Here is an 18,004-nt window from a genome sequence, read left to right as displayed (position 1 = left end):
GGCGCGGAACGCCTGGTGATTAACACCGCCTTCGGGTACGTCAGGGACGGCCGGTCTGCGGGTACTCGTACAGCCATTCCTCCATCGTTCCGCCGGCGGCCGCGGCGAACATGGCCTTCGAGAGCTCCGGGTCGAGTTCCACGGCCGTGCCCGCGGATGTCTTGAGGCTCGCGGTCCGGGCCGGAACCGTCCGGTAGTCGATGTCCGTGGCGCGGATGTCGCGGACCGCGAAGGCGAGGTCCCGCAGGTTCAGGTCCTCGTCGACGGTGAGCGAGTCGGCCGCGATGCCGAGCAGGGTGTCCAGCTCGAGCGGGTTCTTGAGCGCGCCGCTCGACTCCACCTTGGCGATCGTCGCCTGGACCACGAGCTGCTGGTTCTTCATCCGGCCGAAGTCGCCGCCCTCGACGCCGTAGCGCTGGCGGACGAAGTCGAGCGCGGTGCCGCCGTCCATGTCGTGGCAGCCCGGCTGCCAGACCCTGCCGGTGTGCAGCGAGGTCACCTTCGACTCGACGCAGACGTTCACGCCGTCCACGGCGTCGACCATCTCGCGGATGCTGGCGAAGTCGGCGATCACCGCCCCGTCCAGCGGGACGCCGGTGAGCGCGGTGACGGTCTCGACGGTCAGCGGAGCGCCACCGAAGGCGTACGCGGAGTTGATCTTATTCTTGCCGCCCTTCCAGCCGCCACCCGGCGGGACGTAGACGTAGCTGTCCCGCGGGATCGAGATGAAGGTCGCGTGGTTCCGCTCCTTGTTGATGTGGAGCAGGATGATCGTGTCCGACCGCTCGCCGATCGGGCTGGTCCCGCCGTTCTCCTCGGCGCGCGAGTCGGAGCCGAGCAGCAGCAGGTTGAGCGGGCCGGACTGCCAGTTCTCCTCGGACCGGGCGACCGCCTCGGCCGGCCGGGAGGGCATCAGCGCGGCGCGCTCGACCTTCGCGTCGTACCGGTGGTAGAGGAACCACCCGGCGCCGGCGATCCCGGTCACCATCACCAGGACCAGCGCCGTCAGGACGACGAGCGCCTTCTTCCAGCCGGGCATCGCGCCGAACCACCCCGTGCGGGGCGCCGGCTCGACCTCGCTCCCCTCGGCGGGCGCATCACTGACAACATCGGTCCCAGAATCCACGCTGACACCCAACAGGCCGGACTCCCGGCTGGTCAAGCCAAGGTCATCAACCGTTTGGACGTTTCCTCGGGGCGTCCTGGCTCGGTATCCCAGTCGGCGGACGCCACACATTCCAGGCGATGGATGCCGAACGAGAGACGAGGTCAACGGTGATCGTAGTCGCGGAGGACCACGAGGACATCCGGTACGTGCTCAAGCGTTCGCTGGAACGCGCGGGGCACCGGGTGGTCGCGGCGGCGGACGGCGCCGAGGCGCTCGAAGCGGTCCGGGAGCACCGGCCGGACCTCGTCGTCACGGACGTGGACATGCCGCACATGACCGGCCTCGACCTGTGCCGGGCGATCCGGGCCGACGACGCGCTGCGGCACATCCCGATCGTGGTGGCGAGCGGTTCGCTGCTGCCCGGCGACTCGCGGGCCTCGGAGGCGGGCGCGTCGGCGACGCTGCTGAAGCCGTTCGTGCCGGCCCAGCTGCTCGCCCTGATCTCGACGCTGCTCCCGCCCCAACCGTCCCGATCTTGATGATTCCCGCAAACCCGGCCCCGCCGAAAGCACCAAGATCGGCGGAAAACGGGGCGCTCAGTCCTGGCGCTGGCGCTCCTGGCGGGGCGCCCGCGCCGGCTGGTCCTCGGCGGGCTGCGGCTCGATCCCCGGGAAGCCGAGGCCCGGCAGCCGGGCCGCCTCGAGGATCGCGGCCCGCTCGGCGAGCGCCCGTTCCAGCGCCTTCTGTACGCGTTCCTGCTCGTCGTCGTCGGGCATGGGTGCCTCCTCCAGCGTGAAATGGAACCGGGTGCCGCCGCCCGGGTTGTCCGCCACCCCGATCTCGCCGCCGTGCCGTTCCACGATCCGGCGGCAGATGGCCAGCCCGAGGCCGGTTCCGGCGTATCCGGCGGCTTCCTCCGTACGGTGAAAGGTCTCGAATATCCGGGACTTGTCGGCGTCCGGGATGCCGATGCCGGTGTCCGCCACCTCGATCCGCGCCCAGCCCTCCGGGGCCGGCGCGGCGACCACCTCGACCGACGGGATCGCGCCCGGCCGGACGTACTTGAACGCGTTGCCCACCAGGTTGTCCAGCAGGTGCCGGAGCATCCCGGCGTCGGCGCGCACCCACGGCAGCGGGCCGATCGACCAGGTGGCCTCCCGGTGCGCCACCCGCTCGTCGATGACGTCGCGGACCAGGGCCCCGAGGTCGACCGGGGCGAGCTTGAGCGGGGCGTCGCGCGCGGTGGTGTACGCCAGCAGCGTCTCGATCATGTCGTCCATCCGGTCGGTGGACTGCACGATCCGGGCGATCCGCTCGCGCACCGGATGGTCCGGCGGCAGCTCGTCGAGGGCCACCTCGGCGTGCCCGCGGGTGAGCGCGAGCGGCGCCTTCAGGTCGTGGGCCACCACGCCGGCGAAGACCTGGAGGTCGGTCTCGTAGCGCCGCAGCTCGGTGATGTCCCGGAAGACCACGACCGCGCCGGGCAGCCCGGCGCTCGGGTCGAGGGGCCGGCCGTCGACGCTGATGAGCACGCCCTCCGGCCGCACGGCGTTGCGGATGACGAGCTCCACGCCGTCCGAGGACTCGCCGCGCAGCGCCCGGATGAGCGGCATCTCGCCGACCGGCATCGGGGTCCTGCCGTCGGGCCGGTAGACGCCGTAGTGCTGCTGCCACTCCTCCGGATGGTGGTTCGACACGGTGGTGCCCATGAGCCGCTTGCCGGCCGGGTTCTCCACCAGCATGTGACCGGTCTCGTCGACCACGGTGACGCCGTCGCCGATGGTGTCCAGCACCGCGGCGAGCACGCCGGCCTGCCGCCGGCTCGCGGCCTCCGCCTCGCGCAGCTCCCGGGTGGCGACCTCGACCTGGGCGCGGGCCCGGGCGCGGCCGGTGGCGAGCACCTGGACGAGCCCGGCCAGCAGCCCGCTGAGCAGGGCGCCGCCGCCGAGGACGAGGCCGGGCGCCTGGCCGCCGGCGCCGGGCAGCCGGCCGATGTCGGCCCGGGTCACCAGCGTCCACTGCCGGTCGCCGACGACGAACCGGGACTGCCGGACGAGGTCCGGCTCGCCCGGCACCGACCGGTCGGCGATGGTGACCTCGCGGCCGTCGCTGCCGGTCGCGATGAGGGTGCCGGAGAGCTGGCCCTGGCTGATCGTGTCGATCACCCCGGAGACGAAGCTGCGCCCGCGCAGGCCGAGCACCATCCAGCCCTTGAACTCCGGGGTGTTGGCGCGCGTCCAGATCGGCGCGGCGAAGACGAACGACTGCTGCTGCGCGGAGACCGGCTTGCGCCGGTCACGCAGGAGGACGTACGTGTCGGACACCGCCGTCGCGTGGATCCGGCGGGACTCGTCGAGCGCCGCCGTCAGCTCGGCCGCGCCGGCCAGGTCGGTGCCGCCGACCGTCCCCTCGGAGCCGGTGAGCGGCCGCACGAAGACCGCGAAGTAGTGCTCGTCCCGGCCGCTGCTCGCGTGCAGGGTGAGCCCGGCCGCGCCGCGTTCCCGCCAGCGACGCTGGGCGGCGGCGAGGTCCCCGGTGCGGACCGGGGCGACGTACGCCACGGCGGCCGCGCCGATGAGCTTCGCGTCGTCCAGGGGCGCCGAGGCGGCGTCGAAGTCGTCCCAGGTCAGCTCGTCCTGGGTGGCCGCACCGGCGGCGAGGGTCTCGAGCAGGGCGCGGTACCGCGCGATCTCGGTCTGCACGGCGGCGAGGGCCATGGCGTGGCGCTGGTCCATCACCCGCTCGGCCTTGTCCTGCTGGGCCGCGCGCAGGCCGCCGACGGCCAGCACGGTGACCAGAAGTCCCGTGAGCAGCACCCCGGTGGCGAGGAGCGGGCCGGCCGCCCGGCGCTCCCCGTGCATGCGTCGCCCCACCGTGAAGAGCGTAAAACCTGAAATGCCCCCGTTGGCCGGGTTCGGCCAACGGGGGCGGGTGGTCGGGCTACTTCCAGGTGTCGTACCGGTAGAGGTCGTAGGTCTTCATGATGCCGGTGACCTTGGAGACGTACTTCGGGTCGGTGGCGTAGCCGGCCTTCCACACCTGCTCGATGAACTTGTCGGCGTTCCGGGTGTAGCCGAAGGCCGGGGCGTACCGCTTGTTGTTCTTCAGGAAGTGGCCGTGGTCGCGGAACGACCGGGCCATCGACGAGTAGGTGCGGAACGCGTCGGAGATCTCGAAGCACCGGCCGGTGGTCTTGCTGCACTCGGTGGTCTTGTAGACGTGGCAGCCGGTGGCGTGCGGGCCGTAGTAGGTGGCCTGGCACTTGATGCCGAAGTAGTTCCTGTCGACCGAGGACAGGCCGCTCCTGCCCCAGCCGGACTCGAGGATGGCCTGCGCGATCGTCACCGACGGCGGCACGCCGTACTCGCGCCAGCCCTGCTGCGCGCCGGGCACGGCCGCCTTGATGAACTGCGCCGGCGTCAGCGCGGGCGCCGGCGCCGCGACCGGGGCGCACGCCGTCTTCACGATGCCGGACAGCATGTAGGCGTGGGCGATGTACCGCCCGTCGGAGAGCCGGTCCCACTGCGTGCTCGTGCGGACCGTCCCGGCCACGCTCGGGCCGGTGGCGGCACAGGCGATCTTGACGATCGTGTTGTTCGCGAGAGAACCGGCGGCGGCGTAGCCCGTTCCCGGACCGGAGCGGGTGTTGACCGGGCCGTCGGCCGTCCGCACGGTGCCCGTCACGTACACAAGGGGTGTGGTCTTGCTCTTGGGGGTCTTCGGGGTTGCGCATCCCGGGATCCTGGCGCTGGTGCGCACGTAGCTGTGCGAGATGTAGCTGCCGTCGGTGAGCCTGTCCCAGACCTTGGTGGTGCGGACCTTGCCCCGCACGGTCGTCCCGTTCACGGCGCAGGCGATCGAGACCTTCCTGCCGTCCTTGATCGTGCCGACGATCTTCGCGGCGGTGCTGGGCGCCGAGCGCGCCTTCAGCTGGCCGGCGACGTCGACGGTCGCGGAGACCCCGGCCGCGTAGGCCGTGCCGGGGGCCGCGGCCAGGCCGGTCCCGGCGGCAAGCACCAGCGCGGCGCCGGTGAGCAGTCGTCGGGTCGTGTGCCTCATGGAAAACGTCTCCTTCGTTACGGGCGGCGTCCGTAACAAGGTCCCGGCCGGCGGTTGCGCCGGCGGAGCCCGGAGAGGTGCGGGTGGGTTGCCGATTCCCACGAGTGGGAAAGCCGTGTCCGCCCACATTTACCTTTGGAGGTCGACTTGACGGCCCTGGCTCCGAAGCCGGTTCGCACCGTCGCCGCGCCGCCCGTCCGGAGTCTCCGGACCACGGCCAGCCCGCTGCTCGTGACCGTGTTCGCGGCGATAGGCGCCGCGGCGGTCTACTTCCTGTTCATCCGGACCGCGCTGGGCCAGGCCGTGGACACCGCGGTGATGGACGGCGGTGACGTCGACCACCCGCAGGTCACCGACGTGCTCGAGCGGGCCCTCCAGTACACGCACCTCACGCTGCTCGCGCTGGTCTGCGTGCTGGCCGCCGCGTTCGGCGTGATCCGGCGCCGCCTCGACCTGTCGATCGGCGCGGCCTTCATCGTGGTCGCCTCGAACGTGACGGCGCAGCTGCTCAAGGCCCGCCTCGACCGCCCCGACCTGGACGGCACGGCGATGCCGAACTCGTTCCCGAGCGGGCACGTCACGGCGGCCGCCTCGGTCGTCTTCGTCCTCGTGCTGGTCTTCCCGCGGGCGCTGCGCGGCATGATCGGGCTGGCCGGCGCCGCCTACGTCGCGATCGTCGCGATCGCCACGGTCTGGGCCGAGTGGCACCGGCCCAGCGACGCCGTCGCCGCCCTGCTGATCGTCCTCGCCTGCGGCGGCCTCGTCGTCACCGTGATCCGCTTCCGGCGCGGCGGCGCGCTCCGCCCGCTCCAGCTGCCGAACATGCTGGTCATGGCGATCCTCGCGGTGACCGGCGCGGTGACCGCGGCGGCGGCGCTGCTCGGCCTGCTCGCCGTGGCGCTGGCCGAGCGCGGCTCGCCCGGCTTCGTCTCCGGGCAGTTCGCGTTCCTGACCGGCAGCGCGGGCATCGTCGCCTGCGTGGCCGGGACGTTCATCATCTGGGTGCGGCAGACGGCGGACGAGCCGCCCGCCGCCGTTTCCTCTTCCCGGCTCTCTTCTCGGCTTCCTGGAGGCTCTGCCACATGACCACTCCGTCGCACGACCCGGCTGCTTCCCCCGCCGCTCCCGGCGCCGTTCCGCCCGGCCCCGCCGGCGCCGTTCCGCCCGGCTCCGGCGGCGCTGTTCCGCCCGGCCCGTCCGGTGTTCCGGCTCTCCCCGCGCAGACCGGCGGCGCTCCCGGGCCGGCCGGCCCGACCGTCGTGGTCGGCACCTACCCGGAGTACGCGCTCGCCCAGCAGGCGGTCGACCACCTGTCGGACAACAAGTTCCCGGTCCAGCGCGTCTCGATCGTCGGCACCGACCTGCGCCTCGTCGAGACCGTGCTGGGCCGGCTCACCACCGGCCGGGCGGCCGCCGCCGGCGCGGCCAGCGGCGCCTGGTTCGGCCTCTTCATCGGCCTGCTCTTCGGCATCTTCAGCGACTCCAGCTGGTTCGGCGTCATCCTCACCACGGTGATCGTCGGCGCGATCTGGGGCGCCATCTTCGGAGCGATCGCCCACGCCGCCACCGGCGGCCGCCGCGACTTCTCGTCGCGCAGCTCGCTGCAGGCGGCCCAGTACGCCGTCATCGCCGACGCCGAGGTGGCCGACGAGGCGCGGACCCTGCTCGTCCAGCTGAACTGGCGGGCCAGCGGCGCCCAGTGACGTTGCGGTGTCAGGGCGGGGCCCCGCGGAGACGACTCCGCGGGGCCCCGTTCGCTGTTCCGCCTTCACCCGGCTGCAGCCCATCGTCGCCACGACCCATCGAACCCAAGGGTCGCAGGACAGCCGGGCCGCAGGGGGGTCGGGCGCCGAGCCCCCCGGTCAGGCCAGGCGGGCCGGGAAACCGCCGGTGGCGATCGGGCCCCAGGATTCGATCGTCACGCGGATCAGGCATTTGCCCTGGTCGCGCATGGCCTGACGGTATTCGTCCCAGTCCGAGTGCTCGCCGGAGATCACGCGGAAGTATTCGACCAGGGGCTCGACGGCCTCGGGCAGGTCGATCACCTCGGCCACGCCGTCGACCTGGACCCAGGGGCCGTTCCACTCGTCGGAGAGGATGCAGAGGGTCACGCGAGGGTCGCGGCGGATGTTCGCCACCTTGGCCCGCTCCGGGTAGCTGGAGATGACGATCCGGCCCTCGGTGTCGACGCCGCAGGTGTTCGGCGAGGACTGGGGGCGGCCGTCCTTGCGGGTGGTCATCAGGATCGCGTGGTGCCGGGGCCGGAGGAACTCCAGCAGCTCGGCCCGTTCGACACGGTTGTTCGTCGCGATGGTGCGCGCCATTCTCCTCGTACCCCTCAGTCGCGGGCGGCCTGGGCCGCCGCATCCACCTGGACCGCACCCGGGTCCTGCGGGCCGGGGCCCGCCGCCGCCTGCTCGGCGCTGACCGCCGCGCCGATGATGCCGGCGTTGTTGAGCAGGGTGGCCGCGACCATCGGGGTGCGGATGTCGATGAGCGGGAAGAACTTCTCGGACTTCTTGCTCACGCCGCCGCCGATGATGAACAGCCGCGGGGCGAGCAGCATCTCGACGTGGCGCAGGTATTTCTCCACCCGGGGCGCCCAGTGCTCCCAGGAGAGCTCCTTCTGCTCGCGGATCCGGTCGGAGGCGAGCAGCTCGGCGTCCTTGCCGTCGATCTCCAGGTGGCCGAGCTCGGTGTTCGGGATGAGCACGCCGTCGAGGAAGAGCGCGGTGCCGATGCCGGTGCCGAGGGTGACCATCATGATCAGGCCGGACTGGTCGCGGCCGGCGCCGAACGCCACCTCGGCCGCGCCCGCCGCGTCGGCGTCGTTGAGCACGGTGACCGGCTTGCCGAGGCGCTCGGCGAACAGCCGGGCGGCCGGGGCGTCGAGCCAGCTGGAGTCGACGTTCGCCGCGGTGCGGGTCACGCCGTCGACCACCACGCCGGGGAAGGTGACGCCGACGCTGTCGTAGTCACCGAACTTGTCGGCGACCTCGAACACCGCGTCGACCACGCTCTCCACGGTCGCCGGCTGCGGGGTGGGCACGCGGAACCGCTCTTCGAGCAGCTCGCCATGCACCGTGTCGACCGGGGCGCCCTTCACACCGGAGCCGCCGATGTCGATGCCGAGGATGGTCATCCGATGAATCCGTTCTGTCACGCGAGGAAATCCGGGGAGAAGCTGCATGCTGTCTACCACGCCGGGACGACACCAAAACTCGTGGTCACCGGACCCGGAGCGCCGGACACTCTAGGATGAATTCGCTCCGCTATCCCCGTATTCACGCACTGTCACTCATACTTTCGGCTGGGCATGCCTAGCCTTCTCGGATAGCGTTGCACTTCAGAACGGTCGCCGCTCGCGGGCACGGCTCTCTGCCCGTTGCGATGGAGGACCTGTCATGACGCTTCTGGACACCGCGCCCACCGAGATGCTCGCGGCCATGTCGGCCGCGTCCGGGGCGCAGCGGGCCCGGCTCCGGGCCCAGGCGATCGAGGCCTGGATCCCGCTCGCGCGCCACCTGGCCCACCGGTACTCGGGCCGCGGCGAGCCTACCGACGACCTCATCCAGACTGCCACGGTCGGCCTGATCAAGGCGGTCGACAAGTTCGACCCGGAGCGCGGCGTCGACTTCGCCGGCTACGCCATACCGACCATCATCGGCGAGATCAAGCGGCACTTCCGGGACCGGACCTGGTCGGTACGGGTCCCCCGCCGCCTCCAGGAGCTGCGGCTCGCGATCACCGAGGCGAACAGCACGCTCACCCACTCCCTCGGCCGCTCGCCGACCGTGCCGGACATCGCGGCGCACCTCGGGATCAGCGAGGAGGACGTGCTGGAGGGCCTGGAGGGCGCGCGTGCCTACAACGCGACGAGCCTGTCCACGCCGATCTCCGCCGACGGCAACACCGAGCTCGGTGACACGCTCGGCGCCGAGGACCACGAGTACGAGATCGCCGAGACCAGGGTCGCCCTCGGCCCGGCGCTGGCGACGCTCGACGAGCGGGAGCAGAAGATCCTGACGCTCCGCTTCTACGGCAACCTGACCCAGTCGCAGATCGCCGACCAGATCGGCATCTCCCAGATGCACGTCTCCCGGCTGCTCACCAAGGCCCTCACGAAGCTGCGCCGGCACCTGGACGGCGAGATCTAGAACGAGAAGAACGAAAGCAAGGCCGGCACCCCCAGGAGGACGGGAGGGGTGCCGGCCTTACTCGTTTCGGGAAAGAACAGGTCAGACCGTCAGCGGCGCCCGGTCCTGCTCGGCGTCGAGCAGGTAGAGCAGCGAGTCGCGGTGCATGGCCGCGATCGGCTCGAGCAGGTCGGGGTGGCGCAGCAGCGAGGCGGCCTCGCGGTCGCGGGCGTCGGGCTGCAGCAGCCGGCGGAACTCGTTCGGCAGGCCGCCGGCGCGGCGGGCGTGCGGGCGCGGGCGCGGCTCCGGGACGACCGGCAGCGCGGCGATCACCGAGTCGACGCCGCGGCGGGCCAGCATCGGGTCGGCGAGCAGGCAGGCCGCCCAGCTGACGACGACCTCGTCGACCCAGGTGCGCCAGCCCTCGCCGTCGGCGAACTCGTCCTCGGGCTCGCTGCCGGCCTTCCAGTCGAGGATGGCCGAGCCGCCCGGGCCGGCGATGGCGACCAGCGCGGCGTCGACCTCGGTCGGGTAGCGGAGCCACGCGGCGACCGTGATGGCCTGCCGGGCCTGGAGTTCGGCGAGCGTGTGCGAGACCGTGTTGGACTCCCCACCGGGGTAGGCGCGGGCCAGCCAGTGCGTGCTGGCAGCGATCACCGGGGACAGAGCGGTCGACGGTCCGGCCACTGGGTAACTCCTCGATCTCGGGCGCCTGCCGGGTCCGGCTGGCGTCACGAGTAAGGTCGGGCCGGCACGGACGGTCTTGAGCGGGGATCCTCGATGGCAACGCACGGCAACCGACGCGCTCCCCCGGAGCGCCGGGAGCGCCAGGAGCGCCGGGAACCCGGGGCCCGGGCGCGGGGAGATCCGGGTGGGCGACGCACGCGCCGTTTTCGGAGGAGGAGCAACCCCGGGGGTACGACGTGATCGTGGCGGACGTGTTCGACGGCCCGCCACGCCGCTCCCGGTGGCGACGACCGGATTCGCGGCGCCGGCCGCCGTGGTGCGCGGGAGGCGGGCGGGGAACGTGGTGCTGACGGCGGGCGCCGTTCCGGCCGTGGCGGCGGAGCGTGACGAGCCTCTGTTGCGTACAGGTGAACTTGTCGTGTTTTCCGGCGGCGCGCGGCCGCGTCTGGATGCGCCGCGGCAGGGGTGTTCCGGTAGGTTCTTCACAAGCGGCGATCGGCCGTTTCAAAACCTCCACTCCGGAGAAGTTCATAGGACTGACGGCGGTGGGTTTTCCGGTCGCCGAGTCCTCCTGAGCCCCTCTGACTACGGTGGAGATCATGACCGGTCGCTTCCCCATCGAAGACGTGACGCCGGCTGTTTCCGGTGGCCGCTACCCCTCGAAGGCGGTGGTCGGCGAACTGGTTCCGGTCTCCGCGGTGTCCTATCGCGAAGGTCACCACGCGCTCGGCGTGAACGTGGTATGGCGCGGCCCGGACGGCGAGACCAAGCCCTTCACGCGCATGACGCCCGGCGAGCCGGGCCTCGACCAGTGGCACGCCACGATCCGCCCGGACACGGTCGGCCGCTGGACGTTCACGGTCGAGGCGTTCGACGATCCGTACCGCACCTGGCGCAACGCGGTCACCAAGAAGATCGGCGCCGGGCAGGGCCTGGAGGACCTGGCGAACGACATCGCCGAGGGCGCCGAGATCCTCGACCTGGCCGTGAAGGTCGTGCCGCCGGAGGACGAGGAGCGGGTCCGCGAGGCGGCCGCCGCCCTCCGCGACGAGCAGCGCTCGCTCTTCGCCCGGGTCACCCCCGGCATCGAGCTGGAGGAACTGCTCTGGCACAACCCGGTGCGGCTGCTCGTCACGACGACCCGGTCGTTCGCCATCTGGGTCGACCGCAAGCGCGCCCTCTACTCGTCGTGGTACGAGTTCTTCCCGCGCTCCGAGGGCGCCGAGATCGGGCCGGACGCCACGCCGATCAAGCACGGCACGTTCCGGACCGCCGCCGAGCGCCTGCCGGCCGTCGCGGCGATGGGCTTCAACGTGGTCTACCTGCCGCCGATCCACCCGATCGGCAAGATCAACCGCAAGGGCCGGAACAACACGCTGGTGGCCCGCCCCGAGGACGTCGGCTCGCCGTGGGCGATCGGCTCGGACGAGGGCGGCCACGACGCGATCCACCCGGAGCTCGGCACGCTCGACGACTTCCGGTATTTCCGGGAGAGGACCGAGGAGCTCGGCATGGAGGTCGCGCTCGACCTCGCCCTGCAGGCCGCGCCCGACCACCCGTGGGTCAAGCAGTACCCGCAGTTCTTCACGACCCGCGCCGACGGCACCATCGCCTACGCCGAGAACCCGCCCAAGAAGTACCAGGACATCTACCCGATCAACTGGGACAACGACTACCGCACGCTGCGCGACGAGGTCTACCGCGTGGTGATGCACTGGGTGGACAACGGCGTGAAGATCTTCCGCGTCGACAACCCGCACACCAAGGCGGTCAACTTCTGGCAGTGGCTGATCCCCAAGGTCAAGGAGTCCGACCCGGACGTCCTGTTCCTGGCCGAGGCGTTCACCCGGCCGGCCATGATGAACGGGCTCGGCAAGATCGGCTTCACGCAGTCCTACACGTACTTCACCTGGCGCACCACGGCCTGGGAGATGCGTGAGTACATGGAACAGCTGCTCACCTCCGTCGACTGGATGCGGCCGAACTTCTGGCCGAACACCCCCGACATCCTGCACGAGTCCCTGCAGCACGGCGGCCCGCCGATGTTCAAGATCCGCGCTGTCCTGGCGTCGATGCTCACGCCGAGCTGGGGTCTGTACTCCGGCTACGAGCTGTTCGAGCACGTCAACCGGCCCGGCGCGGAGGAGTACATCGACAACGAGAAGTTCGAGCTGAAGCCGCGGGACTGGGCCGGGGCCGAGCGGGCCGGTCGTTCGCTCGCGCCCTACCTGACCCGTCTCAACACCATCCGGGACGAGAACCCCGCCCTGCACTGGCTGCGCAACCTGCGCTTCCACGAGATCGACAACGGCGCGCTGCTGTGCTTCTCGAAGCGGGACGCGGACACCGGCAACACCGTCCTGGTGATCTGCTCGTTCGACTCCAGCAACGTGCAGTGGGGCAACACGACGCTCGACATGTCCGCTCTCGGTCTGGAGTGGCACGACCGCTTCACCGTGGTCGACCAGATCACCGGGGCGACGTACGAGTGGGGTCAACACAATGCTGTCCGGATCGATCCCTTCGTCGAGCCGGCACACATCTTCGTCGTGCAGACGGGGTAGGGGGAACACGATGGAGTTGACGAGCGAGCACGATCCGGTCGAGGGAAGCCACACCGAGGACGGTGTGGTCGAGCACCCGACCGCCGACGACTTCGGCCACGCCCGGGCGCTGCCGGCCGACCGCACCTGGTTCCAGCGGGCCGTCTTCTACGAGGTCCTGGTCCGCGCGTTCTACGACTCGGGCTCGGACGGCGGCGGCGACCTGCGCGGCCTGATCGAACGGCTCGACTACCTGCAGTGGCTCGGCGTGGACTGCCTCTGGCTGCCGCCGTTCTACGACTCGCCGCTGCGCGACGGCGGCTACGACATCCGCGACTTCTACAAGGTGCTGCCCGAGTTCGGCACGGTCGAGGACTTCGTGGCCCTGCTCGACGCGGCACACAAGCGCGGCATCCGGGTCATCACCGACCTGGTCATGAACCACACCTCGGACTCGCACCCGTGGTTCCAGGCCTCCCGGCACGACCCCGACGGCCCGTACGGCGACTTCTACGTCTGGAACGACACCAGCGAGAAGTACTCCGACGCCCGGATCATCTTCGTCGACACCGAGGAGTCGAACTGGACGTTCGACCCGGTCCGGCGGCAGTTCTACTGGCACCGGTTCTTCTCGCACCAGCCCGACCTCAACTACGAGAACCCGGCCGTGCAGGAGGCGATGCTCGACGTCCTGCGCTTCTGGCTGGACCTCGGCATCGACGGCTTCCGGCTGGACGCGGTCCCCTACCTCTTCGAGGAGGAGGGCACCAACTGCGAGAACCTGCCGGCCACCCACGCGTTCCTGAAGCACTGCCGCAAGGTGATCGACGACGAGTTCCCGGGCCGGGTGCTGCTGGCCGAGGCGAACCAGTGGCCGGCCGACGTGGTGGAGTACTTCGGCGACCCGCGCAGCGGCGGCGACGAGTGCCACATGGCGTTCCACTTCCCGCTCATGCCGCGCATCTTCATGGCGGTCCGCCGCGAGTCCCGCTTCCCGATCTCGGAGATCCTGGCGCAGACCCCGGCCATCCCGGACAACTGCCAGTGGGGCATCTTCCTGCGGAACCACGATGAGCTGACGCTCGAGATGGTCACCGACGAAGAGCGCGACTACATGTACTCCGAGTACGCCAAGGACCCGCGGATGAAGGCGAACGTCGGCATCCGCCGGCGGCTCGCCCCGCTGCTGGAGAACGACCGCAACCAGATCGAGCTGTTCACCGCGCTGCTGCTGTCGCTGCCCGGCTCGCCGGTGCTGTACTACGGCGACGAGATCGGCATGGGCGACAACATCTGGCTCGGTGACCGCGACGGCGTGCGCACCCCGATGCAGTGGACCCCGGACCGCAACGCCGGCTTCTCCACGGCCACCCCGGGCCGCCTCTACCTGCCGGTCAACCAGGACCCGGTCTACGGCTACCAGGCGGTCAACGTGGAGGCCCAGCGGGACAGCTCCACCTCGCTGCTGAACTGGACCCGGACCATGCTGGCGGTCCGCCGCCGGCACGAGGCGTTCGCCGTCGGCACGTTCCGCGAGCTGGGCGGCTCCAACCCGTCGGTGCTGGCCTACCTGCGCGAGTACGGCGACGACGTGGTCCTCTGCGTGAACAACCTGTCCCGCTTCCCGCAGCCGATCGAGCTGAACCTCCAGCACTGGAACGGGTACACCCCGGTCGAGCTCACCGGGCACGTCAACTTCCCCCGGATCGGCCAGTTGCCGTACCTTCTGACGCTTCCGGGACACGGCTTCTACTGGTTCCAGTTGTGCGGGTCGGAGGAGAAGCAATGACGCTGCCTTTCGCCGAGTGGTTACCGAAACAACGCTGGTACGCGGGGCGTAGCCGGGTGCTCGCCTCCATCAAGGAGGCGTCCGCGACGCCCCTGGGCGAGGGCCTCGAGCTGGTCCTCGTCGACGTGGAGTACACCGACGGCAGCTCCGAGCGGTACCAGATCATGGTGGGCTGGGGCGACGGCCCGCTGCCGGAGTACAGCGCGATCGCCACGATCGGCACAGCCGACGACGGCCGGGTCGGCTACGACGCGCTCTACGATCCGCGGGCGACCCGGCACCTGCTCGGGCTGGTCGACCGGTCGGCCACGGCCGGCGACGTGACGTTCGAGAAGGAGCCCGGTGTCGAGCTGCCGCTCGAGGCCTGGCCGCGGGTCTTCGACGCCGAGCAGAGCAACACGAGCGTGGTGTTCGACGAGGACGCCATCCTCAAGCTGTTCCGCCGGGTCACCTGCGGCGTCAACCCCGACATCGAGCTGAACCGGGTGCTCGGCCGGGCCGGGAACCCGCACGTGGCGCGGCTGCTCGGCTCGCTGCAGTCGGCCGACGAGTCCGGGTCCTGCTCACTCGGCATGGTCACCGAGTACGCCACGAACTCGGCCGAGGGCTGGGCCATGGCGACCGCCTCGGCGCGCGACCTGTTCGCCGACGCCGAGTTCGGGGCCGACCAGGCCGGCGGCGACTTCCAGGGCGAGTCGTACCGGCTCGGCGAAGCCGTCGCCTCGGTGCACCGGACCCTCGCCGAGGAACTCGGCACCGGCCCGGCGCCGTTCCCGCTCGACGCGTTCCTGGCCCGGCTCCGCACCGCCGCGAACGCGGTGCCCGAGCTGCAGCAGCACGTCCCGGCGATCACCGACCGGTTCACCGCGCTCACCGGCGAGCAGGTGACCGTGCAGCGGGTGCACGGCGACCTGCACCTCGGCCAGGTGCTGCGCACCCCCGCGGCCTGGCTGCTCATCGACTTCGAGGGCGAGCCGGGCCAGCCGCTCGACGAGCGCCGGATGCCCGACTCGCCGCTGCGCGACGTCGCCGGGGTGCTGCGCTCCTACGAGTACGCGGCGTACCAGCTCCTCGTCGAGCAGGACGAGGACGACGACCACCTGGCCGCGCGGGCCCGGGAGTGGGTGGACCGGAACCGGGACGCCTTCTGCGACGGGTACGCCCACGTGGCCGGCGCCGACCCGCGCGACCAGAGCGCGCTGCTGTCGGCGTACGAGCTGGACAAGGCGGTCTACGAGGCCGCGTACGAAGCCCGGCACCGGCCGGGATGGCTGCGAATCCCCCTGCGGTCCATCTCCCGGCTCGTCGGATGACACCGTCTCCGGAGGATGAAACCAGCATGATCGGCCACACCACGTCCAAACTCGCCGCCGACCAGCGGGCCATGAACAGCGTGGTCGCCGGGGACACCCACGATCCGCACGCCATCCTCGGCGCCCACCCGCACGGCGGGCACACCGTGATCCGTACGCTGCGCAAGGGCGCGTCGTCCGTGGCGGTCCTGCACGACGGCGAGCGCACCGAGATGACGAAGGTGCACGAGGACGGCATCTTCGCGGCCGAGCTGGCCGGCACGGTCCTCGACTACCGGCTCGACGTCGACGGCACCCAGTGCGACGACCCGTACCGGCACCTGCCCACCCTCGGCGAGCTCGACCTGCACCTGATCGGCGAGGGCCGGCACGAGAAGCTGTGGAAGGTGCTCGGCGCGCAGCCGCGGGGCTCGGGCGTGGCGTTCGCGGTCTGGGCGCCGGGCGCGCGGGGCGTGCAGGTGATCGGCGACTTCGCCGGCTGGGGTCCGTACGACGGCTGGCCGATGCGCTCGCTCGGCTCCAGCGGCGTCTGGGAGCTGTACGTGCCGTCCGCGCACGTCGGCACCAAGTACAAGTTCAAGGTCCTGGGCCGGGACGGCGTCTGGCGCGAGCACGCCGACCCGCTGGCCCAGCACACCGAGGTGCCGCCGGCCACCGCGTCGGTGGTGTTCCAGTCCGGCTACCAGTGGCACGACGAGCAGTGGATGCGCGAGCGGGCCCGCAAGTCGTGGCACCAGGAGCCGATCAGCTGCTACGAGGTGCACCTCGGCTCGTGGCGGCCCGGGCTCACCTACGTCGAGCTGGCCGACCAGCTCGTCGAGTACGTCCTCGAGATGGGCTTCACGCACGTCGAGCTGATGCCGGTCATGGAGCACCCGTTCGGCGGCTCCTGGGGTTACCAGGTCACCGGCTACTACGCCCCGACCGCCCGCTTCGGCACGCCCGACGAGTTCCGGTTCCTGGTGGACAGGCTGCACCAGGCCGGCATCGGCGTGATCCTCGACTGGGTGCCGGCGCACTTCCCGAAGGACGAGTGGGCCCTCGCCCGCTTCGACGGGACCCCGCTGTACGAGCACGGCGACTGGCGGCGCGGCGAGCAGCCCGACTGGGGCACGTACGTCTTCGACTTCGGCCGCAAGGAGGTCCGCAACTTCCTGGTGGCGAACGCCCTCTACTGGTGCGAGGAGTTCCACGCCGACGGCCTGCGGGTCGACGCGGTCGCCTCGATGCTCTACCTGGACTACTCGCGCAAGGAGGGCGAGTGGACCCCGAACCAGTACGGCGGCCGGGAGAACCTGGACGCGATCAGCTTCCTCCAGGAGATGAACGCGACCGTCTACAAGCACCACCCCGGCGTCATGACGATCGCCGAGGAGTCCACCGCGTGGCCGGGCGTCACCCGCCCCACCCACCTGGGCGGTCTCGGCTTCGGCTTCAAGTGGAACATGGGCTGGATGAACGACACCCTGTCGTACATCGAGCACGAGCCGATCCACCGGCAGTGGCACCACCACCAGATGACGTTCGCGACGGTCTACGCCTGGAGCGAGAACTACATCCTGCCGATCAGCCACGACGAGGTGGTGCACGGCAAGGGCTCGCTCACCGGCAAGATGCCCGGCGACACCTGGCAGAAGCTCGCCAACACCCGCGCCCTGCTCGGTTTCATGTGGGCGTTCACCGGCAAGCAGCTGCTCTTCATGGGCGCCGAGATGGGCGACGAGCGGGAGTGGAACGAGAGCGGCGGCCTGCACTGGGACCTCCTCGAGGACCCGCAGCGGGCCGGCGTGAAGACGCTCGTGAGCGACCTGAACCGGGTCTACCGGGAGACGCCCGCGCTCTGGACGCAGGACACCAGCCCGGCCGGCTTCCGCTGGATCACCAGCGAGGACTCGCAGCACAACACGTTCTCGTTCGTCCGCTTCACCCCGAACGGCGACACCGTGGCCTGCATCGTCAACTTCGCCGCGGTCCCGCACGAGGGATACCGCATCGGCCTGCCGCGGGCCGGCCGCTGGACCGAGGTCATCAACACCGACAGCGAGGTCTACGGCGGCTCCGGGGTGGGCAACCTCGGCGAGGTCCAGGCCGAGCACCTCCCCTGGCACGGCTTCGACGCCTCGGTGGCCCTCCGCATCCCGCCGCTCGGCGCCCTCTGGCTCCGCTACGAGGGCTGATCACTCCCGGACAGGGGGACGGGCACCACGCTCGTCCCCTGCCTTTCACCATCAAGATCAAATTCCGGTCGCAGCGGGGTGGGTGGTGCGGACCGCTGCTCATTGGTGGACCCTTGTTGTTGCCCGGCCCGTCGGGGGCCGGGTGGCATCTGGGCCGTCGGGTCACCGCCCACCGTTGCTGCCCCCTGGTGT

General features: G+C 71.0%; 14 protein-coding genes. 8 read left to right on the top strand and 6 right to left on the bottom strand.

Going from position 1 to position 18,004, the window contains the following annotated elements:
• Positions 1-40: 40 nt before the first annotated feature.
• Complete coding sequence (locus AB0G10_RS28175) at positions 41-1,126, bottom strand: LCP family protein (RefSeq protein WP_360928015.1); 1,086 nt, start codon at positions 1,124-1,126, stop codon at positions 41-43.
• Between the two features lie 149 nt (positions 1,127-1,275).
• On the opposite strand from AB0G10_RS28175, the gene AB0G10_RS28170 reads away from it, so the two are divergent.
• Positions 1,276-1,647: a response regulator gene (locus tag AB0G10_RS28170; protein WP_360928012.1), complete on the top strand. Its 372-nt coding sequence runs from the start codon at positions 1,276-1,278 to the stop codon at positions 1,645-1,647.
• Positions 1,648-1,704: 57 nt separating this feature from the next.
• On the opposite strand, the gene AB0G10_RS28165 is transcribed toward AB0G10_RS28170, so the two are convergent.
• On the bottom strand, positions 1,705-3,981 hold the full coding sequence (locus tag AB0G10_RS28165; protein WP_360928009.1) for an ATP-binding protein: 2,277 nt from the start codon (positions 3,979-3,981) through the stop codon (positions 1,705-1,707).
• Between the two features lie 67 nt (positions 3,982-4,048).
• Positions 4,049-5,167: a sporangiospore maturation cell wall hydrolase GsmA gene (gene gsmA / locus AB0G10_RS28160; protein WP_360928006.1), complete on the bottom strand. Its 1,119-nt coding sequence runs from the start codon at positions 5,165-5,167 to the stop codon at positions 4,049-4,051.
• A 147-nt stretch (positions 5,168-5,314) separates the two neighbouring features.
• Here gsmA and AB0G10_RS28155 point away from each other — a divergent pair, with 147 nt between their 5' ends.
• Together AB0G10_RS28155 and AB0G10_RS28150 are read left to right on the top strand one after the other, a co-directional pair.
• Positions 5,315-6,253, top strand: coding sequence for a phosphatase PAP2 family protein (locus tag AB0G10_RS28155; RefSeq protein WP_360928003.1), 939 nt, complete (start codon positions 5,315-5,317; stop codon positions 6,251-6,253).
• A complete protein-coding gene (locus AB0G10_RS28150) occupies positions 6,250-6,870 on the top strand; it encodes a general stress protein (RefSeq protein WP_360928000.1) in 621 nt (206 codons plus the stop codon). Before AB0G10_RS28155 ends, AB0G10_RS28150 begins: the two co-directional genes overlap by 4 nt.
• 159 nt (positions 6,871-7,029) lie before the next feature.
• Here AB0G10_RS28150 and AB0G10_RS28145 read toward each other — a convergent pair whose 3' ends face one another.
• Both AB0G10_RS28145 and ppgK read right to left on the bottom strand, forming a co-directional pair.
• Complete coding sequence (locus AB0G10_RS28145) at positions 7,030-7,491, bottom strand: PPOX class F420-dependent oxidoreductase (RefSeq protein WP_360927997.1); 462 nt, start codon at positions 7,489-7,491, stop codon at positions 7,030-7,032.
• A 14-nt stretch (positions 7,492-7,505) separates the two neighbouring features.
• Positions 7,506-8,309 carry a polyphosphate--glucose phosphotransferase gene (ppgK, locus tag AB0G10_RS28140; protein ID WP_360927994.1) on the bottom strand — a complete coding sequence of 268 codons (804 nt, stop codon included), beginning with the start codon at positions 8,307-8,309 and terminating at the stop codon, positions 7,506-7,508.
• Between the two features lie 262 nt (positions 8,310-8,571).
• Between ppgK and AB0G10_RS28135 the strand changes: the two genes are divergently transcribed.
• Entirely contained in the window at positions 8,572-9,324 is a 753-nt protein-coding gene (locus tag AB0G10_RS28135; RefSeq protein WP_360927991.1) for an RNA polymerase sigma factor SigF, read from the top strand.
• 81 nt (positions 9,325-9,405) lie between these two features.
• On the opposite strand, the gene AB0G10_RS28130 is transcribed toward AB0G10_RS28135, so the two are convergent.
• Entirely contained in the window at positions 9,406-9,990 is a 585-nt protein-coding gene (locus tag AB0G10_RS28130; RefSeq protein ID WP_360927988.1) for a hypothetical protein, read from the bottom strand.
• 599 nt (positions 9,991-10,589) lie between these two features.
• Here AB0G10_RS28130 and AB0G10_RS28125 point away from each other — a divergent pair.
• The 4 genes from AB0G10_RS28125 to glgB are packed head-to-tail and all read left to right on the top strand — an operon-like array spanning position 10,590 to position 17,812.
• On the top strand, positions 10,590-12,554 hold the full coding sequence (locus tag AB0G10_RS28125; RefSeq protein ID WP_360927985.1) for an alpha-1,4-glucan--maltose-1-phosphate maltosyltransferase: 1,965 nt from the start codon (positions 10,590-10,592) through the stop codon (positions 12,552-12,554).
• A gap of 10 nt (positions 12,555-12,564) precedes the next feature.
• A complete protein-coding gene (treS, locus tag AB0G10_RS28120) occupies positions 12,565-14,322 on the top strand; it encodes a maltose alpha-D-glucosyltransferase (protein WP_360927982.1) in 1,758 nt (585 codons plus the stop codon).
• The gene (locus AB0G10_RS28115; RefSeq protein WP_360927979.1) at positions 14,319-15,635 is read left to right on the top strand and encodes a maltokinase; all 1,317 of its coding nucleotides are present in this window, start codon (positions 14,319-14,321) and stop codon (positions 15,633-15,635) included. The genes treS and AB0G10_RS28115 overlap by 4 nt, the downstream gene beginning before the upstream one ends.
• Positions 15,636-15,661: 26 nt before the next feature.
• On the top strand, positions 15,662-17,812 hold the full coding sequence (gene glgB, locus AB0G10_RS28110; RefSeq protein ID WP_360927976.1) for a 1,4-alpha-glucan branching protein GlgB: 2,151 nt from the start codon (positions 15,662-15,664) through the stop codon (positions 17,810-17,812).
• Positions 17,813-18,004: the final 192 nt, after the last annotated feature.

The sequence above is a fragment of the Actinoplanes sp. NPDC023714 genome (genome assembly GCF_040639855.1).
Taxonomy (GTDB): Bacteria; Actinomycetota; Actinomycetes; order Mycobacteriales; family Micromonosporaceae; genus Actinoplanes.
This window is presented reverse-complemented; position numbering and strand designations above follow the sequence as displayed.